Origin of the sequence: Massilia phyllostachyos (assembly GCF_021044825.1) — a bacterium.
GTDB classification, from domain to species: domain Bacteria; phylum Pseudomonadota; class Gammaproteobacteria; order Burkholderiales; family Burkholderiaceae_D; genus Telluria; species Telluria phyllostachyos.
The window spans coordinates 313,257-331,419 of record NZ_JAJNOC010000005.1; the positions used below are offsets into that span (position 1 = coordinate 313,257).

The window sequence follows — 18,163 nt, forward strand, 5'->3', positions numbered from 1 at the left end:
GGAACGACGAGCATTAGGCGCGGGCTGCGAGAAATTCGCGATACCACAGCGCGCTGTCCTTCAGCGTGCGCTTCTGCGTCGCATAGTCCACATGCACGATCCCGAAGCGCTTCGCATACCCCGAATTCCACTCGAAATTATCCAACAGACTCCACAGGAAGTATCCCTTGACGTCGACCCCCTGCGCCATCGCCGCGTGCAGCGCCGCCAGGTGGCTGCGCACGAATTCGATGCGTTGCAGGTCGTGCACCTGGCCGCCCTCGACCACGTCCGGCGCGGCCATGCCGTTTTCGGTGATGTAGATCGGCGGCAGGTCGTATTCGCTTTTCAGTTTCAGCAGCAGCTCGGGCAGGCCTTCCGGGTAGATCTCCCAGCCCATGTCGGTGAACCCGTGCTTGCCCGGCATCGGCTTGGGCGGCGTGTCGGCGCTGCACCAGGAGCGGAAGTAGTAGTTACAACCCAGGAAGTCGATCGGCTGCCGGATGATGTCGAAGTCGCCCTCGCGCACTTCCGGCGCATTGGCGCCGTGGCCGCGCAGGGCCAGTTCCGGGTAGTGGCCCTTGAAGATCGGGTCCATGAACCACTGGGTCGAGCGCGCGTATTCGAAGGCGGCCATGTCGCGGTCGGCCTGGGAGTCGGTGGCCGGGTCGGCGGTCCACTGGTTCAGGACGATGCCGAGCTTCGCCGGGCTGTCGATGGCGCGCATGGCGCGCATGGCCAGGCCGTGCGACAGCAGCAGGTGGTGCGAGACCTGGATCGACTGTTTGACATCGCGCACGCCCGGCGCGAACTGGGCGTTGCCGTAGCCGAGGTTGGCCGTGCACCAGGGTTCGTTGTGGGTAGCGATCGCCTCGATGCGCTTGCCGAAGCGGCGTGTCACTTCGTAGGCATAGTCGGCGAAACGATGCGCGGTCTCGCGATTCATCCAGCCGCCTTCATCCTGCAGGGCTTGCGGCAGGTCCCAATGGTAGAGCGTCATGTGGGCGCGGATGTTTTTCTCGAGGAGGGCGTCGAGCAGGCGGTCGTAGAAGTCGAAGCCCTTCTCGTTCCAGGCGCCCTTGCCGTCCGGCTGGACGCGCGACCAGGCCATCGAGAAGCGGTAGGCGTCCACGCCCAGGCTCGCCATCAGCGCCACGTCCTCGCGGTAGCGGTGGTAGTGGTCGCAGGCGATGTGGCCGTCGCTGGCATCCTTGATGTTGCGCGGATCGGCGCAGAAGGTGTCCCAGATCGACGGGCCCTTGCCGTCGGCGCGGGACGCTCCCTCGATCTGGAAGGCGCTGGTGGCCACGCCCCAGGTGAAGTCGGTCGGGAAGTCGCGGACGCTGTCGAAAGCGGAGGTGAACATGGGGCGTTGGGTCATGGGGCGTGAAGGAAAAGCGGGTGAAAAATCGGCGGGCCGGGACGAGTGAACGTCCCGTGGCCCGCCGTCAGGCGGCTCAGAAATCGAAGCCGGTGTTGATGCCGACGGTGCGCGGCGGCTTGTACTGGGCCAGCCACGGACCGAAGCCGTTGAAGGCGCTGGTCTTGATCTTCTTGTCGTTCACGTTGCGAACGAAGGCATCGACCCACCAGCCCTTGTTCTGGTAGCGCAGGCCGAGGTCGGCCGTCGCATACGATTCCTGGCGGTCTTCCGGACCGTAGTTGAACACCGAGAGTTCGGCGTCGGTCTCGTAATGCGCCGTCACCCGCGGGATCAGGGTGCCACCGTTGGCCAGGTTGAAGGTGTGCTGGTACATGATCGTGGTCGAGAAGCGCGGCGCGTGCGGCAGGGTGTTGCCGGTGACGTCAAGGCAGCGGTCGAACTCCGGCTTGACGGCGCAGGGGCTCGGCAGGGTGTAGTCGTTGGAGCCGGCGACCAGCGCGCCCAGCTTGGTCTTCAGCAGGGCGAAGCTGACCGACAGGCGGTCGACCGGGGTCAGGCGCGCCGCGATTTCGGTCTCGAGGCCGTAGACTTCGGCCCCGTCGGCGTTCTCGATCGACAGGCCGCGGCTACCGTCCGAGAAGTTCACGGGCGAGTTGAACTGGAAGTCCTTGAAGTCCATGTAGAACAGGGCGTTGTTGACCTTCACGGCGCCGTTCATGAAGGAGCTCTTCGAACCGACTTCGTAGTTGGTCAGCGTCTCGGGCTGGTAGGTCAGGCCGCGGTCCTGCGTGCCGCCGGATTTGTAGCCGGTCGAGACGCTGGCGTAGACCATGTGATCCTTGCTGATGTCGTAGTTGATGCGGCCCAGCCAGGTGACCTTGCTGCCGCTGAACTTGCCGTCGTTGCCCGGCTTGTCTTCCTTGAAGCCCGGCTGCACGCGGGGGTCGATGGACGGGTTGAGCGGCAGCTGCGGCGCGGTCGCATCGTAGGCCCAGGTAAAGGCGCGGCCGCCGATGTTCTCGCGCTTGTCGTGGGTGTAGCGCGCGCCGCCGGTGAGGTGCAGCTGGTCGGACACGTTCCAGGTGGCCTGGCCGAATACGGCCGCCGAATCGACGGTCTCCTTCGGCTGGATGAAGGAACCCTGCCAGTCGACCTTGCCGCTGTCCTTGGTGCCCAGCATGACCGGGATGTCGAAGCGGATGCTGTTCTTCTCGGCGCCGTAGTACAGGCCGGTCTGCCAGTCGACGGTGCGGGTGCCGGTCGACTGCAGCAGCAGTTCGTGGCTGTGGCTGCGGTAGTCGGAATCGGTGGTGGTGTGCTCCTGCCACTTGGCGCCCGAGATGACCGAGGTGGGCACGGTGGCGCCGCCGTCCTGGTCGAAGCGCATCGTGCCCTTGTACTTGGAATAGCCGGCCACGTAGTGCAGGGCCATGTCCTGGCCGATGTCCCAGCTCAGGCGGCTGCGCACGTTGTGGCTGGTGCGGTCGATCCAGGGCGCGCTGTCGCTCAAGGTCGACCAGTGGTCCTGGCCGGGGCGCGGGGTCTGCATCAGGTTGGCGCTCGGGGTGCCGCGGTCGTCGAATTTTTCGTAGGCGACGTTCCAGCGCAGGCCTGGCGTGATCTGCCACAAGAGGCTCAGGCGCGCGGCGCTCTGGTCCTGGGCGTTGTACTTCTTGTCGCCGACGGCGAAGTCGTTCGGGTTGATCAGGCGGAACTTGGCCGGGTCGCCGCCCGCGGCGAGATAGGCGGCGCGCTGCTGCTCGGCCGGCACGCCCGGGAATTTCTGGTAGTCGACATAGCCGTCGTGCTGCTCGTGCACCACGGCGAAGCGCAGCGCCGCGTTGTCCGAGATCGGGATGTTGACCGCGCCGCGCATGCCATAGCGGTTGTAGTCGCCGATGCCGCCTTCGATGTAGCCGGCGCGGCTGCCCAGCTCCGGTTTCACGGTCTGGATATTCACCGCGCCGACGGTCGAGTTGCGGCCCCACAGCGTGCCCTGCGGGCCGCGCAGTACCTCGATGCCCTCGACGTCGAACAGCAGGGCGGTGGCGCCCTCGGCGCGCGGCGAGTAGATGTTGTCGACGAAGGAGGCGACTTCCGGGTCGGCGTACTGGGTCTTGGCGCTGTCGTTGCCGATGCCGCGCAGGGTCATGGTGGTGACGCCGTGGTCGCCCTGGGCGGTGGCCTGGAAGCCGGGCACCAGTTGCACCACGTCGAGCATGGTCTGCACGTGGTTGTCGGCCAGGGTCGCGGCCGACAGGGCGGTGATCGCGATCGGGGTCTTCTGCAGCGAGGTCGAGCGCTTGGTCGCGGTGACGATGACTTCGGCCATGCCGTTGCTGTTCACGGCCGGGGTAGGGGTGGCGGCCGGGCTGGTGGCGGCCGCCGGGTTGGTGGCGTCGCCCGGGCGAACCATGTCGGCCGCGGTCTGGGCGGAGGCGCTGCCGATGCCGGCGACGAAGGTCAGGACGGCCAGTTGAATAGGGGCGAGGGTCAGACTCCGGCGCGTGACGCCGCGACGCTGCGGTGCAGAGGTGTACATGTTGTCTCCAATATTTGAATTATCTTGTTTTATTGCTTTTGTGCCGGCGTTTCAAGAAATCGATTTCATAAATCTTGAAAACGATTTCATGCTAAATCTGCTTCTGAGTCGGTGTCAAACGAAATTTTAAAAAAGTTAACGAACAGGCGTTCTGTTTGCACCGGTGCAAAAGCTATGAAAGATTTTCATGGCGTGTTAAGCTCAGGTCTCGCACCCGACCGGCATACCCATTCATGAAGAACGACGAGAGCAGCAGCGGCACCACCACCCTGAACCAGGTCGCAAGCGCCGCCGGCGTATCCCCCGCCACGGTGTCGCGTTTCTTGAACGGCACCGCCAAGGTGTCGGATGAAAAGCGCCGCACCATCGAGCGCGTGATCGAGGAGCTCAACTACAAGCCGAACCGCCTGGCGCAAAGCCTCAAGATGGGCAGCACCCGCACCATCGGCGTGCTCACCCAGTCGCTCGAGAGCGGTTACTTCAATCGCGCCATGGTCGGCATCGAGGATGCGGTCAAGGAGTCCGGCTACGCCCTGCTCATCATGAGCGGCCACTGGCATGCGGACGAGGAGGCCGAGCGGGTCGAGCTGCTGATCGGCCGCCGCGTCGACGGCGTCGCCATCCTGACCGGGAACATGAGCGACCGCCAGATCCTCGATTTCTCGCGCCGCGTGCCGATCGTGGCATTCGGGCGCAAGGTGGCGGCCGAACGGGTGCTGAGCTTCGGCCTCGACAACTACCGCGGCGCCTGCGAAGCGGTCGACTTCCTGGTGGAGCAGGGGCACCGCCGCATCGCCATGATCACCGGCCCGGCCGACCACGAGGATGCGCGCGCACGCCTGGCCGGCTACCGCGACACCCTGGCGAAACACCGGATCGAGGTCGATCCGCAACTCATCGTGGCGGGCGACTTCCAGGAGTCGGGCGGCCTGCTGGCGGTGAACCAGCTGCTTGCCTCGCACCAGCGCTTCACTGCGATCTTCGCCGGCAACGACCTGACCGCCTATGGCGCGCGCCTCGCCCTGTACCGGCGCAGCATCCGGGTGCCGGACGACATCTCGATCGTCGGCTTCGACGACCTGCACAGCTCGATGTACACGACGCCGCCCCTGACCACGGTGCGTCAGCCGCTGTACGAGGTCGGCACGAATATCGGCCGCATGATGCTGGGCATGCTGGGGCATGCGCAGCCGCACATGGAGATGCCGCCGCTGAGCCTGATCGTGCGGGAGTCGGTGCGGCGTGTTTGAGCTTGCGCGTGCCCCTTTCATGCATGGCGCATGAAATGAATAAAATCGCTTGCAATTAGATAGCGCGCTATGTATTATCGATTCCGAGTTCAGGAATTGGCAGCAGCAGGGGCAAGGATCTACCCGAGCGCTGCCAGTATATAAGTAGCGCACTATTAAATAGTGTTTTAATCATGGGCGCGAGCCCGACCAGACAAGGAGCATCATCATGGCAATCGAAAAAGTCCTCTACCGTGCAAGCGCCAAAGCCACCGGCGGCCGTGACGGCCGCGCCGTTTCCTCCGACAACGCGCTCGACGTCAAGCTGTCGACCCCGAAGGAGCTGGGCGGCGCCGGCGGTGACGGCACCAACCCCGAGCAGCTGTTTGCGGCCGGTTACTCGGCCTGCTTCCTGGGAGCGATGAAGTTCGTCGCGGCGCGCGACAAGCTCAAAATCTCGCCGGATGTGTCGGTGCAGGGCAGCGTCGGCATCGGCCCGATCCCGACCGGCTTCGGCATCGAAGTGCTGCTGCAGATCAGCCTGCCGGGCGTGCCGGAAGACGAGGCGCGCACCCTGATCGACCGCGCCCACATCGTCTGCCCGTACTCGAATGCCACCCGCGGCAATATCGACGTGACCCTGCAACTCGTTTGATGGACGGTCCGGCTTGCCGGACTCTCTGAAAGGCCAGCCTCCGCCGGAACCGGCGCGGCTGGCTTTCTGCGTTTTTGACAATGGATTTGCTTATGTCTGGATATTTCTTGTATCGCTGATTGGCGTATTCAGGGATTTCACAATCTGATTATTAATCAGTGGTAATAGGCTAGGAAAATAATGGATATAAACAAACCGAAAAACGCGTAGAGAATGACCGATTTGTTAATTCATTTGGACCAATGTTTTATACGTCGGGCCGGTTTGAATGGCACATTCTTCATTGATCGGTGGTCTTCCAACGATGTGCAGGTGAAGGCGCACTGCCCAGCAACTCAGCAATAATTGCTGAGATTTAGCTTGTTTTATACATTGATTGCCCTGTTTTGGCGCTTTTGATAGTTGTCCATCAATGAAGTTGCCATCTTTGCGTCGACACAAAACAACGCTTTCAAATATTTTTCCGCGCGGCAAACAAAAACTTTTTCCGGTGTTTAAAATTGCCTCCCATCAGCTTCCTGACGGAATTATTTCAGGCGATCAGGATTGGCTGCATTTAAATAACGTTCACCGAAAAAATTTAACAATTCAAGCAAGCCGATGCAAACCACTGTTTCAACTCCGCGTTCGTTTTCTCTTCCGCAAACACAGCAGCTGGCACTACCGGTCCTGTTCGCGCTGTTCGGCCTGATCATGGGCTCCTGGGCCGGCCGCATCCCGGCCCTGGCCGAGCGCGTGCAGGTTTCGCACTCGGCGCTGTCGATGGTCCTGCTGTGTGGCGGCCTGGGCGCCGTCGTGTCGTATCCGATCTCGTCGTTCCTGATGGGCCGCTTCGGCGCCCGCAAGGCGCTGCTGATCTCCGGCATGGCCCTGCTGTGCGTGCTGGTCTCGATCGGCATGGCGCCGACCGTGCCGCGCCTGATGCTGTCGGTCCTGATGCTGGGCATCACCGCCAGCACCTTCAACGTCGCCATCAACTCCTCCGCCACCAAGCGTGAAAAGCTGACCGGCAAATCGGAACTGTCGATGCTGCACGGTCTTTGCTGCGCCGGCGGCCTGGCGGGCGCGACGCTCGGCAGTCTGATGGCGAGCATGAAGATCGCCCCGGCAACCCACTTCCTGATGCTGGCCGGTCCCCTGGCCATGGTCCTGTGGGGCGCCTACAGCATGATGGACGCCGACGACAGCGTCGAGAAGGTCGAAAAGAAATCGTTCTCGCTGCCGCGCGGTCCGCTGGCACTGCTGGGCCTGCTGGGCTTCCTGGGCTCGATGTCGGAAGGCAGCATTGCCGACTGGAGCGGCGTGTTCCTGAAAGAACACTTCGGCGCCTCCGACGGCCTGGCGCCGCTGGCCCTGTCGGCTTTCTCGGTCATGATGCTGCTGTCGCGCCTGGTCGGCGACAAGCTGAAAGTGCGCTTCGGCGCCCAGCGCCTGGTGACCCTGGGTGCGATGGTGTCGGCAAGCGGCCTGTTCTTCGCCGTCGTGGCCCCGAACGCCTACGTGGCCCTGGGCGGCTTCGCGGCCGCCGGGCTCGGCATGTCGCTGCTGTTCCCCTTCGTGTTCAGCGCGGCCGGCGCCCAAGGCCCGATGGCCCTGGCGGCAGTGGCCAGCATGGCCTACAGCGGCAGCCTGGTGGGCCCGCCGGTGATCGGCGCCGTCGCCCACTTCGTCGGCATGCAGGCAGCCATCGCCTACGTCGGCGGCCTGTCCCTGGTGATCGCGCTGGTCGCCAGCCGCACCCGCCTGCTGAAGTAAGCATTTCGCCGGCCTGGCCGGCGCCCCTTTCCTCGCGCGGCGCAAGCCGCACTTCGACGCAGACGCCCGCAAGGCCGTCTGCGTTTTTTTCGTGATTACCAGTAGGGCCACATTCCGGCTGCGCGTTGCCCGCTGGGCGCCGTGCCCGTGAGGAGCGCGCGGGCGTGTTCCAGCACCACGGCGCCGCGCTCTGCCCCAGGATCCCAGATGCAGCGATGGCGCAATCGGTCCGGCGGCGCCCAGCGCGCGATGTCGGCCTTGCCGGATACGACGACGCTGTTCAGGCCGAGCCCGGCGGCGATGTGGGCGATCCCCGTATCGCTGCAGACCAGCAGGCGTGAGCGGCTCATCAGTGCAGCCATTGCGCCGATCGATATCGGTGCTGCGGCCTCGATCGCGGGCGATCGCATGTGCTCCGCGACCTTGCGCGCGAGGGGAGCGTCGTTCCTGCCGCCTGTCAGGACCGTGGCGAGCCTGAATTCGGCATGCAGCTGGTCTGCCACCGTGGCGAAACGTTCCGGCGGCCAGCATTGCGCCTGGCCGCCCGCGCCCGGATGAATGCAGAGATAGCTTCCCGTTGCGAGGCCAGGCGCAACCTGGCTGTCTTCGAGCTCCTTCAGGTCGCCGGGTCGCAAGGGAAATTCGAAATGACGGCCGGCAGCCGGGGCGCCGAGCCGCTCGCACAAGTGCAGCAAACGCTCGGATTCCGTCCCGGACCCGGGATAGGGGAGCAGCAGGGTACGGTTGCTGCTGGACGGCGTGTCGCGCGCAAAACCTGCCATGGCCCGGGCGCCGAAGAAAGAGACGATGTGATTGCTGACCTCGGCGCCATCGTGCAGCTGGAGAGCCAGATCGAAGCCCTGCTTGCGGACGCCGGCATAAAAGCCGGGCAAGTCGTCGTGACGCGTCGCCTGCCCGGGCAGCAAGGGATGGCCGGGGAAAGCGACGAAGTCGTCCAGATAGGACGAGAAGCGCTGCACGAACTGCGCCATCCACGGCAGGCCGGCTAGTACGATCCGTGCTGCCGGCAAGGCTGCGCGCAGGGCGCGCAAGGCGGGAACCGCGCACAGCATGTCTCCGAGCTCCAGCGCGCGGAACACGATGGCGCTGCGGACATCATGCCGCTGCAGAAAGCTGCGGCCCTTCATGCCGGCGTCCTGCCGTGACTGGTGTGCGCCATGTCCTGGATCATGAGGGCCGCTCCGGCTCGTGGCGCTTGGTGACGAGGAAGGGCGGCATGGCCAGCGCGTGCAGGGGCGTCCTGCGGAAGGCGGCGACGGCTTCGAAGGGCGTCTCGACGATCGGCTCGTCGTGGCCGTTGAAGGAGGTGTTGAGCAGCACCGGCACCCCGGTGCGGACCTCGAAGCCGGCCAGCAGGGCGCGCAGCAGCGGGTCGTCGTCCGGGCCGACGGTCTGCAGGCGCGCGGTGCCGTCGACGTGGGTGATGGCCGGCAGCATCGGCGCGATCTCGGGACGCACCGGGACGGCGAACTGCATGAAGGGCGAGGCGCCGCTCAGGTCGAAATAGGCCGGCGCGCGTTCTTCCGGCACCACCGGGGCCAGGGGCCGGAACCATTCGCGGCCCTTGACGCGCGCATTGATCCAGTCGCGCACGCGGTCGCGGCGCGGGTCGGCCAGGATGCTGCGGTGGCCCAGCGCGCGCGGGCCGAATTCGCTGCGGCCCTGGTAGAGGCCGATCACGCGGCCGCTGCACAGCAGATCGAGCATGCGCGCGCACAGGGCGTCGCGTCCGCGCGGCTGTTCGATGACGAGGTCGTTTGCGCCGTCGAGCGCGGCTTCGATGTCGGCCAGCCGGGGCGGCGGACCGAGGTAGTCGCTGGTCCAGCGAAAACGCTTGCGCACGCCGGCCAGTTCCGCCAGGCCGTAGACGGCGCAGCCGAGCGCGGTGCCGGCGTCGCTGGGCGCGGGCGGCAGGAAGACGCGCCGGAACGGGGTCTCGCGCAGCAGGCGCGCGTTGGCCGAGCAGTTCAGGGCGGCGCCGCCGGCGAAGCACAGGTGTTCGGCGCCGGTCTGGCGGTATAGCCAGTGCGCCAGCGCCAGCAGGGCGTCCTCGAAGGCGCGCTGGCCGGCGGCGGCCAGGTTGGCGCTGTCGGTGAAGCGCGCGTCCACGCCGCCGAAGCGGAAGCGCTTGCGCTCGCGCAGCAGCGCGCGCCAGGCTTGCGGGATGCCGACCGCCATGCCCTCGACCTCGAGCGCGGGCAGTTCGAGCACGTCCGGGTCGCCGTAGGGCGCCAGGCCCATGACCTTGCCTTCGTTGCCTTCGCCGGGGAAGAGCGCCTGCGTCAGCAGGAAGTAGAACATGCCGAGGCCCACCAGGCGCTCGTCGTCGCGATCCCAGACCTGCTTGCCGATGCACTGCACGCCCCCGTTGCGGCCGGCGGTGTAGAAGGAGGACACCTCGCGCCAGTCGCCCGGCGTGGTCGCCGCGCCGCTCCAGTGCTCGGTGAAGTCGGCCACCGGGCTGCCCTGGCCGTCGATCACCATCACCGCCGCCTCGTCGAAGGGCGATGGATGGAACACGCTGTAGAGGTGGGCCAGGTGATGCGAGATGCGGACCCGCCGTGCTCCCTGCGCCAGGCGCAGGGTGGCGCCCAGTTCTTCCTCGTCGGAGGAAAAGCATTCGACCACGATGTCGATCGGCCGGTCGAGCCCGGGCAGGCGCGGACAGTAATGATCACGCAGGTCGCCCGGCGTGCCCCAGTGGTGCTTGCGGCGCGTGATGCGCTCTTTCTGGATGGCCCAGGCCAGGTGCGCGCCCTGCATCAGGCAGATGCTGGCGTCCTGAATCCGGTTGATGCCGAGCACGACAGGGAAATCATCCATGGTCCTCTCCGTGGAGGGTGTGAAAAGACCGCCAGGGCAAGCAGCGATCAGCCACACTTTGAGCCGGATGAGCAGCGAATAGTTCGCATGGCGGCAGCGCGCCGTTCTGACCGGGTCGGACGAAGACGCGCGCGAAAGGCGGTATCATCAAGCCCCGCGTTCTCTACCTTGCCGCCATGCTCCAGACACCGCCCTCCTTCACCCCGCTGTTCGCCGCCCGTCCCGATTCCCATCCCCTGAGTTTCCTGTTCCATGCCGGCCGCCTGCTGGTGCGCGAGCACGACCTGGCGCTGCCGGACGCGGCCGTGCTCGAAGGCCTCGGCGTCGACCGCACGCGCCTGCAGCCGCTCGGCCTGCTGGGCGAACGCTATTGCGAAACGGGCTGGTTCGACAGCGAGCCGGCGCTACCGCCGGGCTATGTGCTGCTCGGCCTGCGCGCGGTGCTGTTCTCGACCATGGAGGAATCGCTGCGCAGCCTGGCGGCGCGCGCGGCCCAGGTGGCCGAGTGGGCGCGCACCCACCGCTTCTGCGGCGCCTGCGGCGGGGCGACCCTGCTGGCCGCCGGCGAGCGCTGCTACAAATGCGAGCAATGCGGGCACATGGCGTATCCGCGCATCTCGCCGGCCATGATGGTCTTGATCAGGAAGGGCGATAGCGTGCTGCTGGCCATGCACCTGCATTCGCCCACCAAGCGCTTCGTGCCGCTGGCCGGCTTCCTGGAAGCGGGGGAGTCGGTGGAAGAGGCGATCCACCGCGAGGTGTACGAGGAGGTAGGGCTGCGCGTGCGGAACCTGCGCTATTTCGCCAGCCAGGCCTGGCCTTTCCCGCACTCGCTGATGCTGGCGTTTACGGCCGACTACCTGGATGGCGAGATCCGGGTCGATGCGACCGAGCTGGCCGAGGCGCGCTGGTTCGGGCCGGATGACGAATGGCCGGAGCGGGTGCCGCACATTTCGGTGTCGAGCGTGCTGGTGGATGCGCACCGGCCGCCGGGGCGGTAGGGCGGTCGGCCGACTACCCTACGATGCCGGTACATTTTCCCTGACGGGCGCAGGCGCCGGCGCCGGCTGCGGCTTGGCGCCGGTGCCGCGCAGCTGGACCGCGCGCTGCAGCAGGTCGAACCAGAACGGTGCGCCGAACAGGGTGGTGCCGGCGGTGATCAGCCAGCCTGCCACCTGCAGGGCGAAGGCGGAATCGAGATGCGGCGGGAAGCTGCTCCAGCCGATCGGCAGCACCCATAGCTGGCGCAGCGCTTCGGCATCGAGTGCGGTCGGGGCGGCCTTGATCCGGGCGGCGAGGGCCGGGTTCTGCCACAGGGTCTGGAACAGGTGGATGCTGTCGACGTTGAGCAGGATGGTGAGCAGCAGGGCCAGCAGGAAGGAGATCAGGAGCTGGCGCCGTTTATAGACGCCGGACAGGCGTTCCATGGCGCTGTTGAACCAGCCGGCGATGCCGTCCTGGAAGCGTTGCAAGTCGCCGCTCGACTGGCGGTACAAGGCCAGCAGCACGCGTTTCACTTGCTCGTCGGGCAGGGCTTCGATGGCGGCCTGCAGCGGGATCGCCGGGTTGCTGCGCAGCGAGTCGAGCAGGGCGATCGCGAAGTAGGCCGGTTCGATGTAGGATGGCCCGGGGCGCGCCAGCCGCACCGACAGCGGCCGGCGGTTGGCGGTGCTGCCGTGCGGATTGACCAGCGGATGGTCATAGAGACTCTGCGCCAGCGCCTCGCAGCGCGGGTCGTCCAGCATGCGCTTGATGGCGGCGCAGAGCATGTTGGCGCGCAGGCTGAAGGCTGCCGCCAGCGCTTCCTGCAAGGTACTGACGACCAGCGCCAGGGTGCCGTAGCAAAATGTCAGGCCGATGGCGACTTCGAGGACAGTGCTTCCGAACATGGCAGTCTCCATAGCGGGAACAATTTTTCACGCTACGCCGGCCTTGATGCGAACACATTAACTTTGCTCAAGAAATTGGCAGTGTCCGGTCGGCCCCGCGCATTTTCTGTATACTTGCGGCACTCGATTTTTTAAGGTTCACCATGTCCGACAAAGAAGCTTTCTCCGAACACGACTGGCGCCGCCTCTTGACCAGCCTGGGCGAGGACCCGGACCGTCCGGGCCTGCAGGAGACGCCGCACCGCGTGGCGAAGGCCTGGAAGCACTGGACCTCGGGCTATGACCAGGATCCCGTCGAAGTGCTCAAGGCCTTCGAGGACGGCGCCGAGGAATACAACGAGCTGATCGTGGTGCGCGGCATCCCGGTCTACAGCCATTGCGAGCACCACCTGGCGCCCTTCTTCGGCAAGGCCACCGTCGGCTACCTGCCGAACGGGAAGATCGTCGGACTGTCGAAGCTGACCCGCCTGGTCGACATCTTCTCCAAGCGCCTGCAGGTGCAGGAGCGCATGACGATCCAGATCGCCAACGCGCTGATGGAAGTGCTGGAACCGAAGGCGGTCGGCGTGGTCGTCAAGTGCCGCCACATGTGCATGGAAAGCCGCGGCATCCGCGCTATCGGCGAAGAGACCATCACCTCGGCGATGCTGGGTGAGTTGCAGCCGAATCTGGCATTGCGGACCGAGTTTCTGGCGTTGACGCGGGATTGATGTGCCGGCCAGCGACAGGCCGTTGAGCAGGCCTGCATACATGGGTTGAACGCGTGGGCGGAGGACCGCCTACCCTACGACAGTCCAGCCCGCCTTGGAACCTGTTCCGGATCGCTCCCCTCCAAGTTACTTTGGAGGGGACGACCATGGACCGTCCGGCCTATCCCAGCGATATTTCTCGCGAGCAGTTTGAGCCCGTGCGCCGCATGCTGGAAGCGGCGCGGCGCAAGACCCGGCCACGCAAGCACGATCTCTACGACGTATTCTGCGCGGTCCTGTATTTCCTCCACACCGGCAGCACCTGGCGCAACATGCCGGCCGGCTTTCCGCCCTGGCGCACGGTGCACGAGTATTTCACCCAGTGGACCATGCTGCGCGAAGGCGACCGTACGCTGCTGGAAACCGTGCTGGAAGCGTCCGGACGCGAGGTCGAGCTGGCCCAGCTGCGGCGCATGCTGAACCGCGCTTGAGCCGGGGCAGTGCTTCGCCGTATTGTCACGTCATTGTCACAAACTGTTGCACTTCTCGAAACGTGCGACGGATGAGCTCCGCTAAGCTGATCGATAACTTCCTGATATCACTTTCGGCGGCGCCATGTTCGAGCATCTCAACCTGATCCTCTTCTCCACCCTCAACGCCGAAGCCAGCTTGGGTGGGTGGCAATTGCTCGGCGCCGTGTTCGCGGCCGAGTGGCTGATCTTCCTGGTGCCGCTGACCCTGGTGCTGCTGTGGACCGGCGGCAGCGGCCCGCGCCGCGAGATCGCGCTGCGCGCCTTCCTTGCCGCCGTCTGCGCCCTGACCCTCAACAACCTGATCGGCCACCTCTGGTACAGCCCGCGCCCCTTCGTCGCGGAGATCGGCCACACCTTCCTATTGCACGCTCCGGACAGCTCTTTCCCGAGCGACCACGCCACCAGCATCTTCTCGGTCGCCCTGGTGCTGGTCTTCAGCGGGGTGGCGCAGGTGCGCCGGATCGGCCTGGTGCTGTTGCCGCTGGCGCTGGTGGTGGCCTGGTCGCGGGTCTATCTTGGCGTGCATTGGCCGAAGGACATGTTTGGCGCACTCGTGGTGTCCGCGGCGATGGCCATGTTGATGTCGAGCGCCGCCGGCCGCGCCGCCAGCGCCGCCGTGCTGCCGCGGGTAGAGACCCTGTACCGCCGCGTGCTGGCGCTGCCGATCGGACGCGGCTGGCTGCGCCCTTGAAAAAGTTGATGAAGGCGACCGTGTAGGGACGACGCGGCCGGCATCGCATCAGGCCTGGCGCTTGACGCGAGCGGGTCCGCCGCACGCAGGACGCGTGGACGTATTCCGCACGCCGGCCGCGCGCTCCTACTGCGCTTCCGTATTGCTGCCTGTATCCGCTCCCGGCGCCGCGTCCGCCGCCTCGAACACCAGTTTCTTGTTGGCGTCGAAGTGGAAGGCGCCCAGCGCCTGGCCGGTGACGGCGTCCGCCTCCGGCGCCTCGAGCTGGGTGCAGCCGGCGGTCTCGACCTGCCAGGTGTCCTCGCCCGCGCGCAGGGTGTAGAGGTTGGGGCCGCTAGCGAACAGTTCGATTTCCAGGCCGGACAAGGGCATGTCCCCCAGACTGATCTGGCGCTGGCAATCCGGCAGGTGCGCCGCCGTCAATTTCACCGTTCCCTCCTTGCTCCAGAAAACATCCTGCACCACGCGCACCGTCAGGGCGTGGTCATTGCCTTCGATCTGGTAGCTGGCCGTATCGTTGACGCAGCCGGCCAGCAGCAGCGGCGCGAGCAGCGGGACGAGCAGGAGGGAGCGATGGCGCATGGTGGTACCCTTGTCGATGATGCAGGAGTGCATGTTCCACCGAGTATAGAAGGGCGCCCCGGGCCGTGCAAGCCGGACACGGCTAGCCTGGCTGCGCCTGTGAGCGCCCGATCTGCAGCAGTTCGGCCGGCGTGCCGAACTCGCGGTCCGGCTTGATGCGGCGCAGGGCCTCGATTGGCGCATAGCCCCAGCTGACCGCGCCGAAGGCCACGCCCACCTTGCGCGCCGCCTCGGCATCCATGGCCTGGTCGCCCACGTAGAGCGCATGCGCGGCCGGCACCGCGGCCTGCTTGACCACCTTGCGGATGCGCGCCGCCTTGCCGAAGATCGACATGCCGCATTCGTAGTGGTGGAACAGCTCTTCCAGCGCCGGCCCCAGCACCAGGCGCACGTTCTGCTCCGAATTCGAGGACACGATGGCGAGGCGCACGCCTTCGCGATCCAGTGCGTGCAGCACGTCATGGATGCCTTCGAACAGCGGAATGCGCGCGGCGTTCTCGCGCATCAGGCCGATGAAGCTGCGCGAGGCCAGCGGCAGCTTCCAGGCCGGCATGCCGACCTGGCGCATGATGGTGCGGGTGTCGTGGTGGCGCAGCTGCTGCACCTGCTCGGCGTCGACGCGGCGGAAGCCATGCTGGTCCGCGATGCGGTTGAACACGCTCACGAAGAACGGGAAGGAATCGGCGAGCGTGCCGTCGAAGTCGAAGATGGCGAGGCGGTAGGACATGCGCCCGATTATAGGGGATGCGTCAGGCCGTGCCTCCGTTGGCGCGCAGCACCTGGCCATTGACCCAGCCCGACTCTTCGCTCACCAGGAAGGAGACCACGCGCGCGATATCCTCCGGCTCGCCGAGGCGTTCGAGCGGCGGCATCTTCGCGAAGTTGTCGATCTGTTCCTGCGTTTTTCCGGAGAAGAACAGCTCGGTGGCAACCGGCCCCGGCGCCACGGTGTTGACGCGGATCCGGCGGCCGCGCAATTCCTTGGCGAACACGCCGCTCATGGCCTCGACCGCCGCCTTGCTGGCGCTGTAGATCGCATAGCCCGGCAGCTTCATCGCCAGCACGGTGGTGGAAAAGTTCACGATGCGCCCGCCGTCGTTCAGGCGGCGCGCCGCTTCGCGCAGGGTGTTGAAGGTGCCCTGCACATTGATGCCGAAGGTGTTCTCGAACAATTCGTCGCTGGTCTCGGCCAGCGGCATGGTCTTCAGCACGCCGGCATTGTTGACCAGTACGTCGACCCGGCCGAATGCGCCCTCGGCGCCGTCGAACAGGGCGCGCACCTCGTCGGCTTTGGAGACGTCGGCCTTGATCGCCACGGCGCCGTGGCCGCCGGCCTGCAGGCCGGCCACCACGCGCTCGGCTTCGGCGGCATTGCTGGCGTAGTTGACAACGATGCGGTAGCCGTCCTCGGCCAGGCGCTGGGCGATGGCGGCGCCGATGCCGCGCGATGCGCCGGTGACGATGGCGACTTGTCGGGTGTCCTGGTTCATGCGGTTTCTCCTTGGGTTGGATGCGATACCCACATGATGAACGATTCCAGGCGAGAGATAATTACAATAATACTGGCTTGATTATTCCATTGCGATCAACAATGGCGGCGATGCCTCAATAGCAGTCGCTGCCCTCGCTGGTCATGCACACGGTCGCCACGCGGCGGCGCTCGACGTAGTCCGGCTGGGTCACGCCGGCATTGCCGATGCAGGATGCGGCCCCGCCGTTGCAGGCGACCGCCTCGATCCGGTAGACGTATTTCTTCGATACCGTGCCGTCCGGCTTCTCGCCCTCGTTGAAGGGCTGCTGGGCGGTGATGCTGCAGCTGACGCTGACCAGGAAGCCGGTATCGGCCTTGAAGTCGTTCAACTGGACCAGCGCGGAATTGTCCGGGCAGCCGGCCGGCTTGCCGTCGTGGGTCAGGCGGTAGAACATCCATTCGATGCCGGCGCGCGCCGCCTGGCCGGCGCGCACGCCGAGCAGGGTCTGGTTGACGGTGCTGTGCTGGGTGCCGCTCATCCTGACCAGCGCCACCGAGACGCCCGCCACCAGCAGCAGGATGACCACCGCGGCGATGTAGGCGAAGCCGCGTTGAGGCCGGCGCATCATGGCACGTTCACCACGTGGGCGCCCATGGTCAGCGACACCGACTCGCCGCCGTTGGTGAGCTTGAGCCGGAGCTGGGCGAAGCCGCTCTCCTGGGTCGCGCCCTGGTTCGGCGAATACACGAAGCCGCAGCTCTCGACGTGGGTGGCCACGATCGGCATGGCGGCGGTGACCGTGGGGCAGGTGGGCTGGGCGTTCAGGGTGGCGCTGGTGACCCGGTACAAGGTGCCGGTGCCCTTGCCGTTCGCCACCTTGCCGGTGGCGTCACAGACATAGATGACCGAGCGCTGCCCGCCCGGCACCACCACGAAACGGCCGCCGTCGTAACCCGCCGGCAGCTCCTGCGGCGCGTCCAGGGTGATGCGGTGCTCGCCGGTGCTGGCGCCCGGCGTGTTGGCGATGGCCGCGATCCCGAACATGTTGGCGCCGCTGTACAGGTCCTCGGTGTTCTGGTTGCCGATCACGACCGCGTCCCCGGCGCTCACGGGGTTGGTGAATGCGGTCAGCACGTCGAAGCTGCTCTTCTTCTCGAAGGGATCGAGGAAGCGCCCCGGATCGGCGGCGTTGTCGCGGTCCGGGCCCGCGCGGTAGCGGCCGCCGTCGATGGTCGGCACCAGTTCCAGGCACTGCGGCGTGATCAGGCGCAGCGAGTTCGGCACCGCGCTGCGCACGTCGGTCGCGACCTTGCGCAGCGCGGTGTCGGCCAGGCTGGTGAGGGTGGCGCGCCGCTCGACGGCCAGGTAGCCCTGGATGGTGGGGCCGACCTGCAGCGCCAGCACGCCGGCGATGATGCCGATCAGGACCATCACGACGATCAGTTCGACCAGGGTGAATCCATGCTGGCGCTTCATGGTTCTGTCCTCCACCCGTGCAGCACCAGGCTCTCGTTCCCGCTGCGGACCGTGACGCTGATGCGCGCCGCCTGCGCTTGCGGGACATCGGTCAGCGCCACCTGGCTGACGCGCACGGTGACGCGGTAGCGTTCCAGTCCCGGGATCGCATTGCCGGCGACGTCGGTGACCGGGCTGTCGGCGGGGTAGCCGTTGTAGTCCCAGATGTCGGTGTAGTCGGCGCGGCTGGCTTCCTGCGCCTTGTTGTTGGTGTAGGGCTTGAGCATCGCTTCCTCCAGCATGCTTTCGCCGATCGCGATCATCTGCTGGGTCAGCAGCGGATCGACGCTGGCGCGGGTGGCGCGGGTAAAGGCGGCCACCAGGCCCGCGAGCGCGACCGCGATGATGACGATGGCGATCACCAGTTCGACCAGGGTGACGCCGCGCATGCGCATCATGGTCTC

The 18,163-nt window shown here is 66.0% G+C and carries 17 protein-coding genes and 1 pseudogene; 7 read left to right on the forward strand and 11 right to left on the reverse strand.

Translation table 11 applies throughout. From position 1 onward, the window contains the following. Positions 1-13: 13 nt before the first annotated feature. Positions 14-1,345 (reverse strand): GH1 family beta-glucosidase, encoded by a 1,332-nt coding sequence (locus tag LQ564_RS16905; protein WP_231059281.1) that lies wholly within the window; start codon positions 1,343-1,345, stop codon positions 14-16. 91 nt (positions 1,346-1,436) lie between these two features. Then, entirely contained in the window at positions 1,437-3,905 is a 2,469-nt protein-coding gene (locus tag LQ564_RS16910; protein ID WP_231059282.1) for a TonB-dependent receptor, read from the reverse strand. 233 nt (positions 3,906-4,138) lie between these two features. Between LQ564_RS16910 and LQ564_RS16915 the strand changes: the two genes are divergently transcribed. The 3 genes from LQ564_RS16915 to LQ564_RS16925 all read left to right on the forward strand — a co-directional run bounded on the left by LQ564_RS16915 (position 4,139) and on the right by LQ564_RS16925 (position 7,544). Further along, on the forward strand, positions 4,139-5,155 hold the full coding sequence (locus tag LQ564_RS16915; protein WP_231059283.1) for a LacI family DNA-binding transcriptional regulator: 1,017 nt from the start codon (positions 4,139-4,141) through the stop codon (positions 5,153-5,155). A 208-nt stretch (positions 5,156-5,363) separates the two neighbouring features. Next, positions 5,364-5,789, forward strand: a complete 426-nt coding sequence (locus LQ564_RS16920; protein ID WP_231059284.1) for an organic hydroperoxide resistance protein — start codon at positions 5,364-5,366, stop codon at positions 5,787-5,789. A 600-nt stretch (positions 5,790-6,389) separates the two neighbouring features. Further along, positions 6,390-7,544, forward strand: coding sequence for an MFS transporter (locus LQ564_RS16925; RefSeq protein ID WP_231059285.1), 1,155 nt, complete (start codon positions 6,390-6,392; stop codon positions 7,542-7,544). Between the two features lie 95 nt (positions 7,545-7,639). On the opposite strand, the gene LQ564_RS16930 is transcribed toward LQ564_RS16925, so the two are convergent. After that, a complete protein-coding gene (locus tag LQ564_RS16930) occupies positions 7,640-8,692 on the reverse strand; it encodes a glycosyltransferase family 9 protein (RefSeq protein WP_231059286.1) in 1,053 nt (350 codons plus the stop codon). 40 nt (positions 8,693-8,732) lie between these two features. Then, positions 8,733-10,388, reverse strand: a complete 1,656-nt coding sequence (locus tag LQ564_RS16935) for a carbamoyltransferase family protein (protein ID WP_231059287.1) — start codon at positions 10,386-10,388, stop codon at positions 8,733-8,735. A gap of 176 nt (positions 10,389-10,564) precedes the next feature. Between LQ564_RS16935 and nudC the strand changes: the two genes are divergently transcribed. Then, entirely contained in the window at positions 10,565-11,389 is an 825-nt protein-coding gene (nudC, locus tag LQ564_RS16940; RefSeq protein WP_231059288.1) for an NAD(+) diphosphatase, read from the forward strand. Between the two features lie 18 nt (positions 11,390-11,407). Here nudC and LQ564_RS16945 read toward each other — a convergent pair whose 3' ends face one another. Further along, positions 11,408-12,277, reverse strand: a complete 870-nt coding sequence (locus LQ564_RS16945; protein ID WP_231059289.1) for a hypothetical protein — start codon at positions 12,275-12,277, stop codon at positions 11,408-11,410. Between the two features lie 143 nt (positions 12,278-12,420). On the opposite strand from LQ564_RS16945, the gene folE reads away from it, so the two are divergent. The 3 genes and pseudogenes from folE (at position 12,421) to LQ564_RS16960 (ending at position 14,190) form a co-directional block, all read left to right on the forward strand. Beyond that, on the forward strand, positions 12,421-12,987 hold the full coding sequence (folE, locus tag LQ564_RS16950; protein ID WP_231059290.1) for a GTP cyclohydrolase I FolE: 567 nt from the start codon (positions 12,421-12,423) through the stop codon (positions 12,985-12,987). 146 nt (positions 12,988-13,133) lie between these two features. Continuing rightward, a pseudogene (locus LQ564_RS16955) lies at positions 13,134-13,409 on the forward strand (transposase); the annotation flags it as partial. A 172-nt stretch (positions 13,410-13,581) separates the two neighbouring features. Further along, entirely contained in the window at positions 13,582-14,190 is a 609-nt protein-coding gene (locus LQ564_RS16960; protein ID WP_231059291.1) for a phosphatase PAP2 family protein, read from the forward strand. Between the two features lie 126 nt (positions 14,191-14,316). Here LQ564_RS16960 and LQ564_RS16965 read toward each other — a convergent pair whose 3' ends face one another. The 6 genes from LQ564_RS16965 to LQ564_RS16990 all read right to left on the reverse strand — a co-directional run bounded on the left by LQ564_RS16965 (position 14,317) and on the right by LQ564_RS16990 (position 18,157). After that, the gene (locus LQ564_RS16965; protein WP_231059292.1) at positions 14,317-14,772 is read right to left on the reverse strand and encodes a hypothetical protein; all 456 of its coding nucleotides are present in this window, start codon (positions 14,770-14,772) and stop codon (positions 14,317-14,319) included. A gap of 82 nt (positions 14,773-14,854) precedes the next feature. Next, the gene (locus LQ564_RS16970; protein ID WP_231059293.1) at positions 14,855-15,499 is read right to left on the reverse strand and encodes an HAD-IA family hydrolase; all 645 of its coding nucleotides are present in this window, start codon (positions 15,497-15,499) and stop codon (positions 14,855-14,857) included. A gap of 22 nt (positions 15,500-15,521) precedes the next feature. Beyond that, positions 15,522-16,262: an SDR family oxidoreductase gene (locus tag LQ564_RS16975; RefSeq protein ID WP_231059294.1), complete on the reverse strand. Its 741-nt coding sequence runs from the start codon at positions 16,260-16,262 to the stop codon at positions 15,522-15,524. Positions 16,263-16,377: 115 nt separating this feature from the next. After that, on the reverse strand, positions 16,378-16,872 hold the full coding sequence (locus LQ564_RS16980; RefSeq protein ID WP_231059295.1) for an MSHA biogenesis protein MshP: 495 nt from the start codon (positions 16,870-16,872) through the stop codon (positions 16,378-16,380). Then, positions 16,869-17,720 carry a type II secretion system protein gene (locus LQ564_RS16985; protein ID WP_231059296.1) on the reverse strand — a complete coding sequence of 284 codons (852 nt, stop codon included), beginning with the start codon at positions 17,718-17,720 and terminating at the stop codon, positions 16,869-16,871. Before LQ564_RS16985 ends, LQ564_RS16980 begins: the two co-directional genes overlap by 4 nt. After that, positions 17,717-18,157 carry a prepilin-type N-terminal cleavage/methylation domain-containing protein gene (locus LQ564_RS16990; RefSeq protein WP_231059297.1) on the reverse strand — a complete coding sequence of 147 codons (441 nt, stop codon included), beginning with the start codon at positions 18,155-18,157 and terminating at the stop codon, positions 17,717-17,719. The genes LQ564_RS16985 and LQ564_RS16990 overlap by 4 nt, the downstream gene beginning before the upstream one ends. Between the last annotated feature and the right edge of the window lie 6 nt (positions 18,158-18,163).

Coding starts and splice junctions, on each gene's coding strand:
- LQ564_RS16905 (WP_231059281.1), bottom strand. CDS start 1,345: ATGTTCACCTCCGCTTTCGACAGCGTCCGCGACTTCCCGACCGACTTC.
- LQ564_RS16910 (WP_231059282.1), bottom strand. CDS start 3,905: ATGTACACCTCTGCACCGCAGCGTCGCGGCGTCACGCGCCGGAGTCTG.
- LQ564_RS16915 (WP_231059283.1), top strand. CDS start 4,139: ATGAAGAACGACGAGAGCAGCAGCGGCACCACCACCCTGAACCAGGTC.
- LQ564_RS16920 (WP_231059284.1), top strand. CDS start 5,364: ATGGCAATCGAAAAAGTCCTCTACCGTGCAAGCGCCAAAGCCACCGGC.
- LQ564_RS16925 (WP_231059285.1), top strand. CDS start 6,390: ATGCAAACCACTGTTTCAACTCCGCGTTCGTTTTCTCTTCCGCAAACA.
- LQ564_RS16930 (WP_231059286.1), bottom strand. CDS start 8,692: ATGAAGGGCCGCAGCTTTCTGCAGCGGCATGATGTCCGCAGCGCCATC.
- LQ564_RS16935 (WP_231059287.1), bottom strand. CDS start 10,388: ATGGATGATTTCCCTGTCGTGCTCGGCATCAACCGGATTCAGGACGCC.
- nudC (WP_231059288.1), top strand. CDS start 10,565: ATGCTCCAGACACCGCCCTCCTTCACCCCGCTGTTCGCCGCCCGTCCC.
- LQ564_RS16945 (WP_231059289.1), bottom strand. CDS start 12,277: ATGTTCGGAAGCACTGTCCTCGAAGTCGCCATCGGCCTGACATTTTGC.
- folE (WP_231059290.1), top strand. CDS start 12,421: ATGTCCGACAAAGAAGCTTTCTCCGAACACGACTGGCGCCGCCTCTTG.
- LQ564_RS16960 (WP_231059291.1), top strand. CDS start 13,582: ATGTTCGAGCATCTCAACCTGATCCTCTTCTCCACCCTCAACGCCGAA.
- LQ564_RS16965 (WP_231059292.1), bottom strand. CDS start 14,772: ATGCGCCATCGCTCCCTCCTGCTCGTCCCGCTGCTCGCGCCGCTGCTG.
- LQ564_RS16970 (WP_231059293.1), bottom strand. CDS start 15,499: ATGTCCTACCGCCTCGCCATCTTCGACTTCGACGGCACGCTCGCCGAT.
- LQ564_RS16975 (WP_231059294.1), bottom strand. CDS start 16,262: ATGAACCAGGACACCCGACAAGTCGCCATCGTCACCGGCGCATCGCGC.
- LQ564_RS16980 (WP_231059295.1), bottom strand. CDS start 16,872: ATGATGCGCCGGCCTCAACGCGGCTTCGCCTACATCGCCGCGGTGGTC.
- LQ564_RS16985 (WP_231059296.1), bottom strand. CDS start 17,720: ATGAAGCGCCAGCATGGATTCACCCTGGTCGAACTGATCGTCGTGATG.
- LQ564_RS16990 (WP_231059297.1), bottom strand. CDS start 18,157: ATGATGCGCATGCGCGGCGTCACCCTGGTCGAACTGGTGATCGCCATC.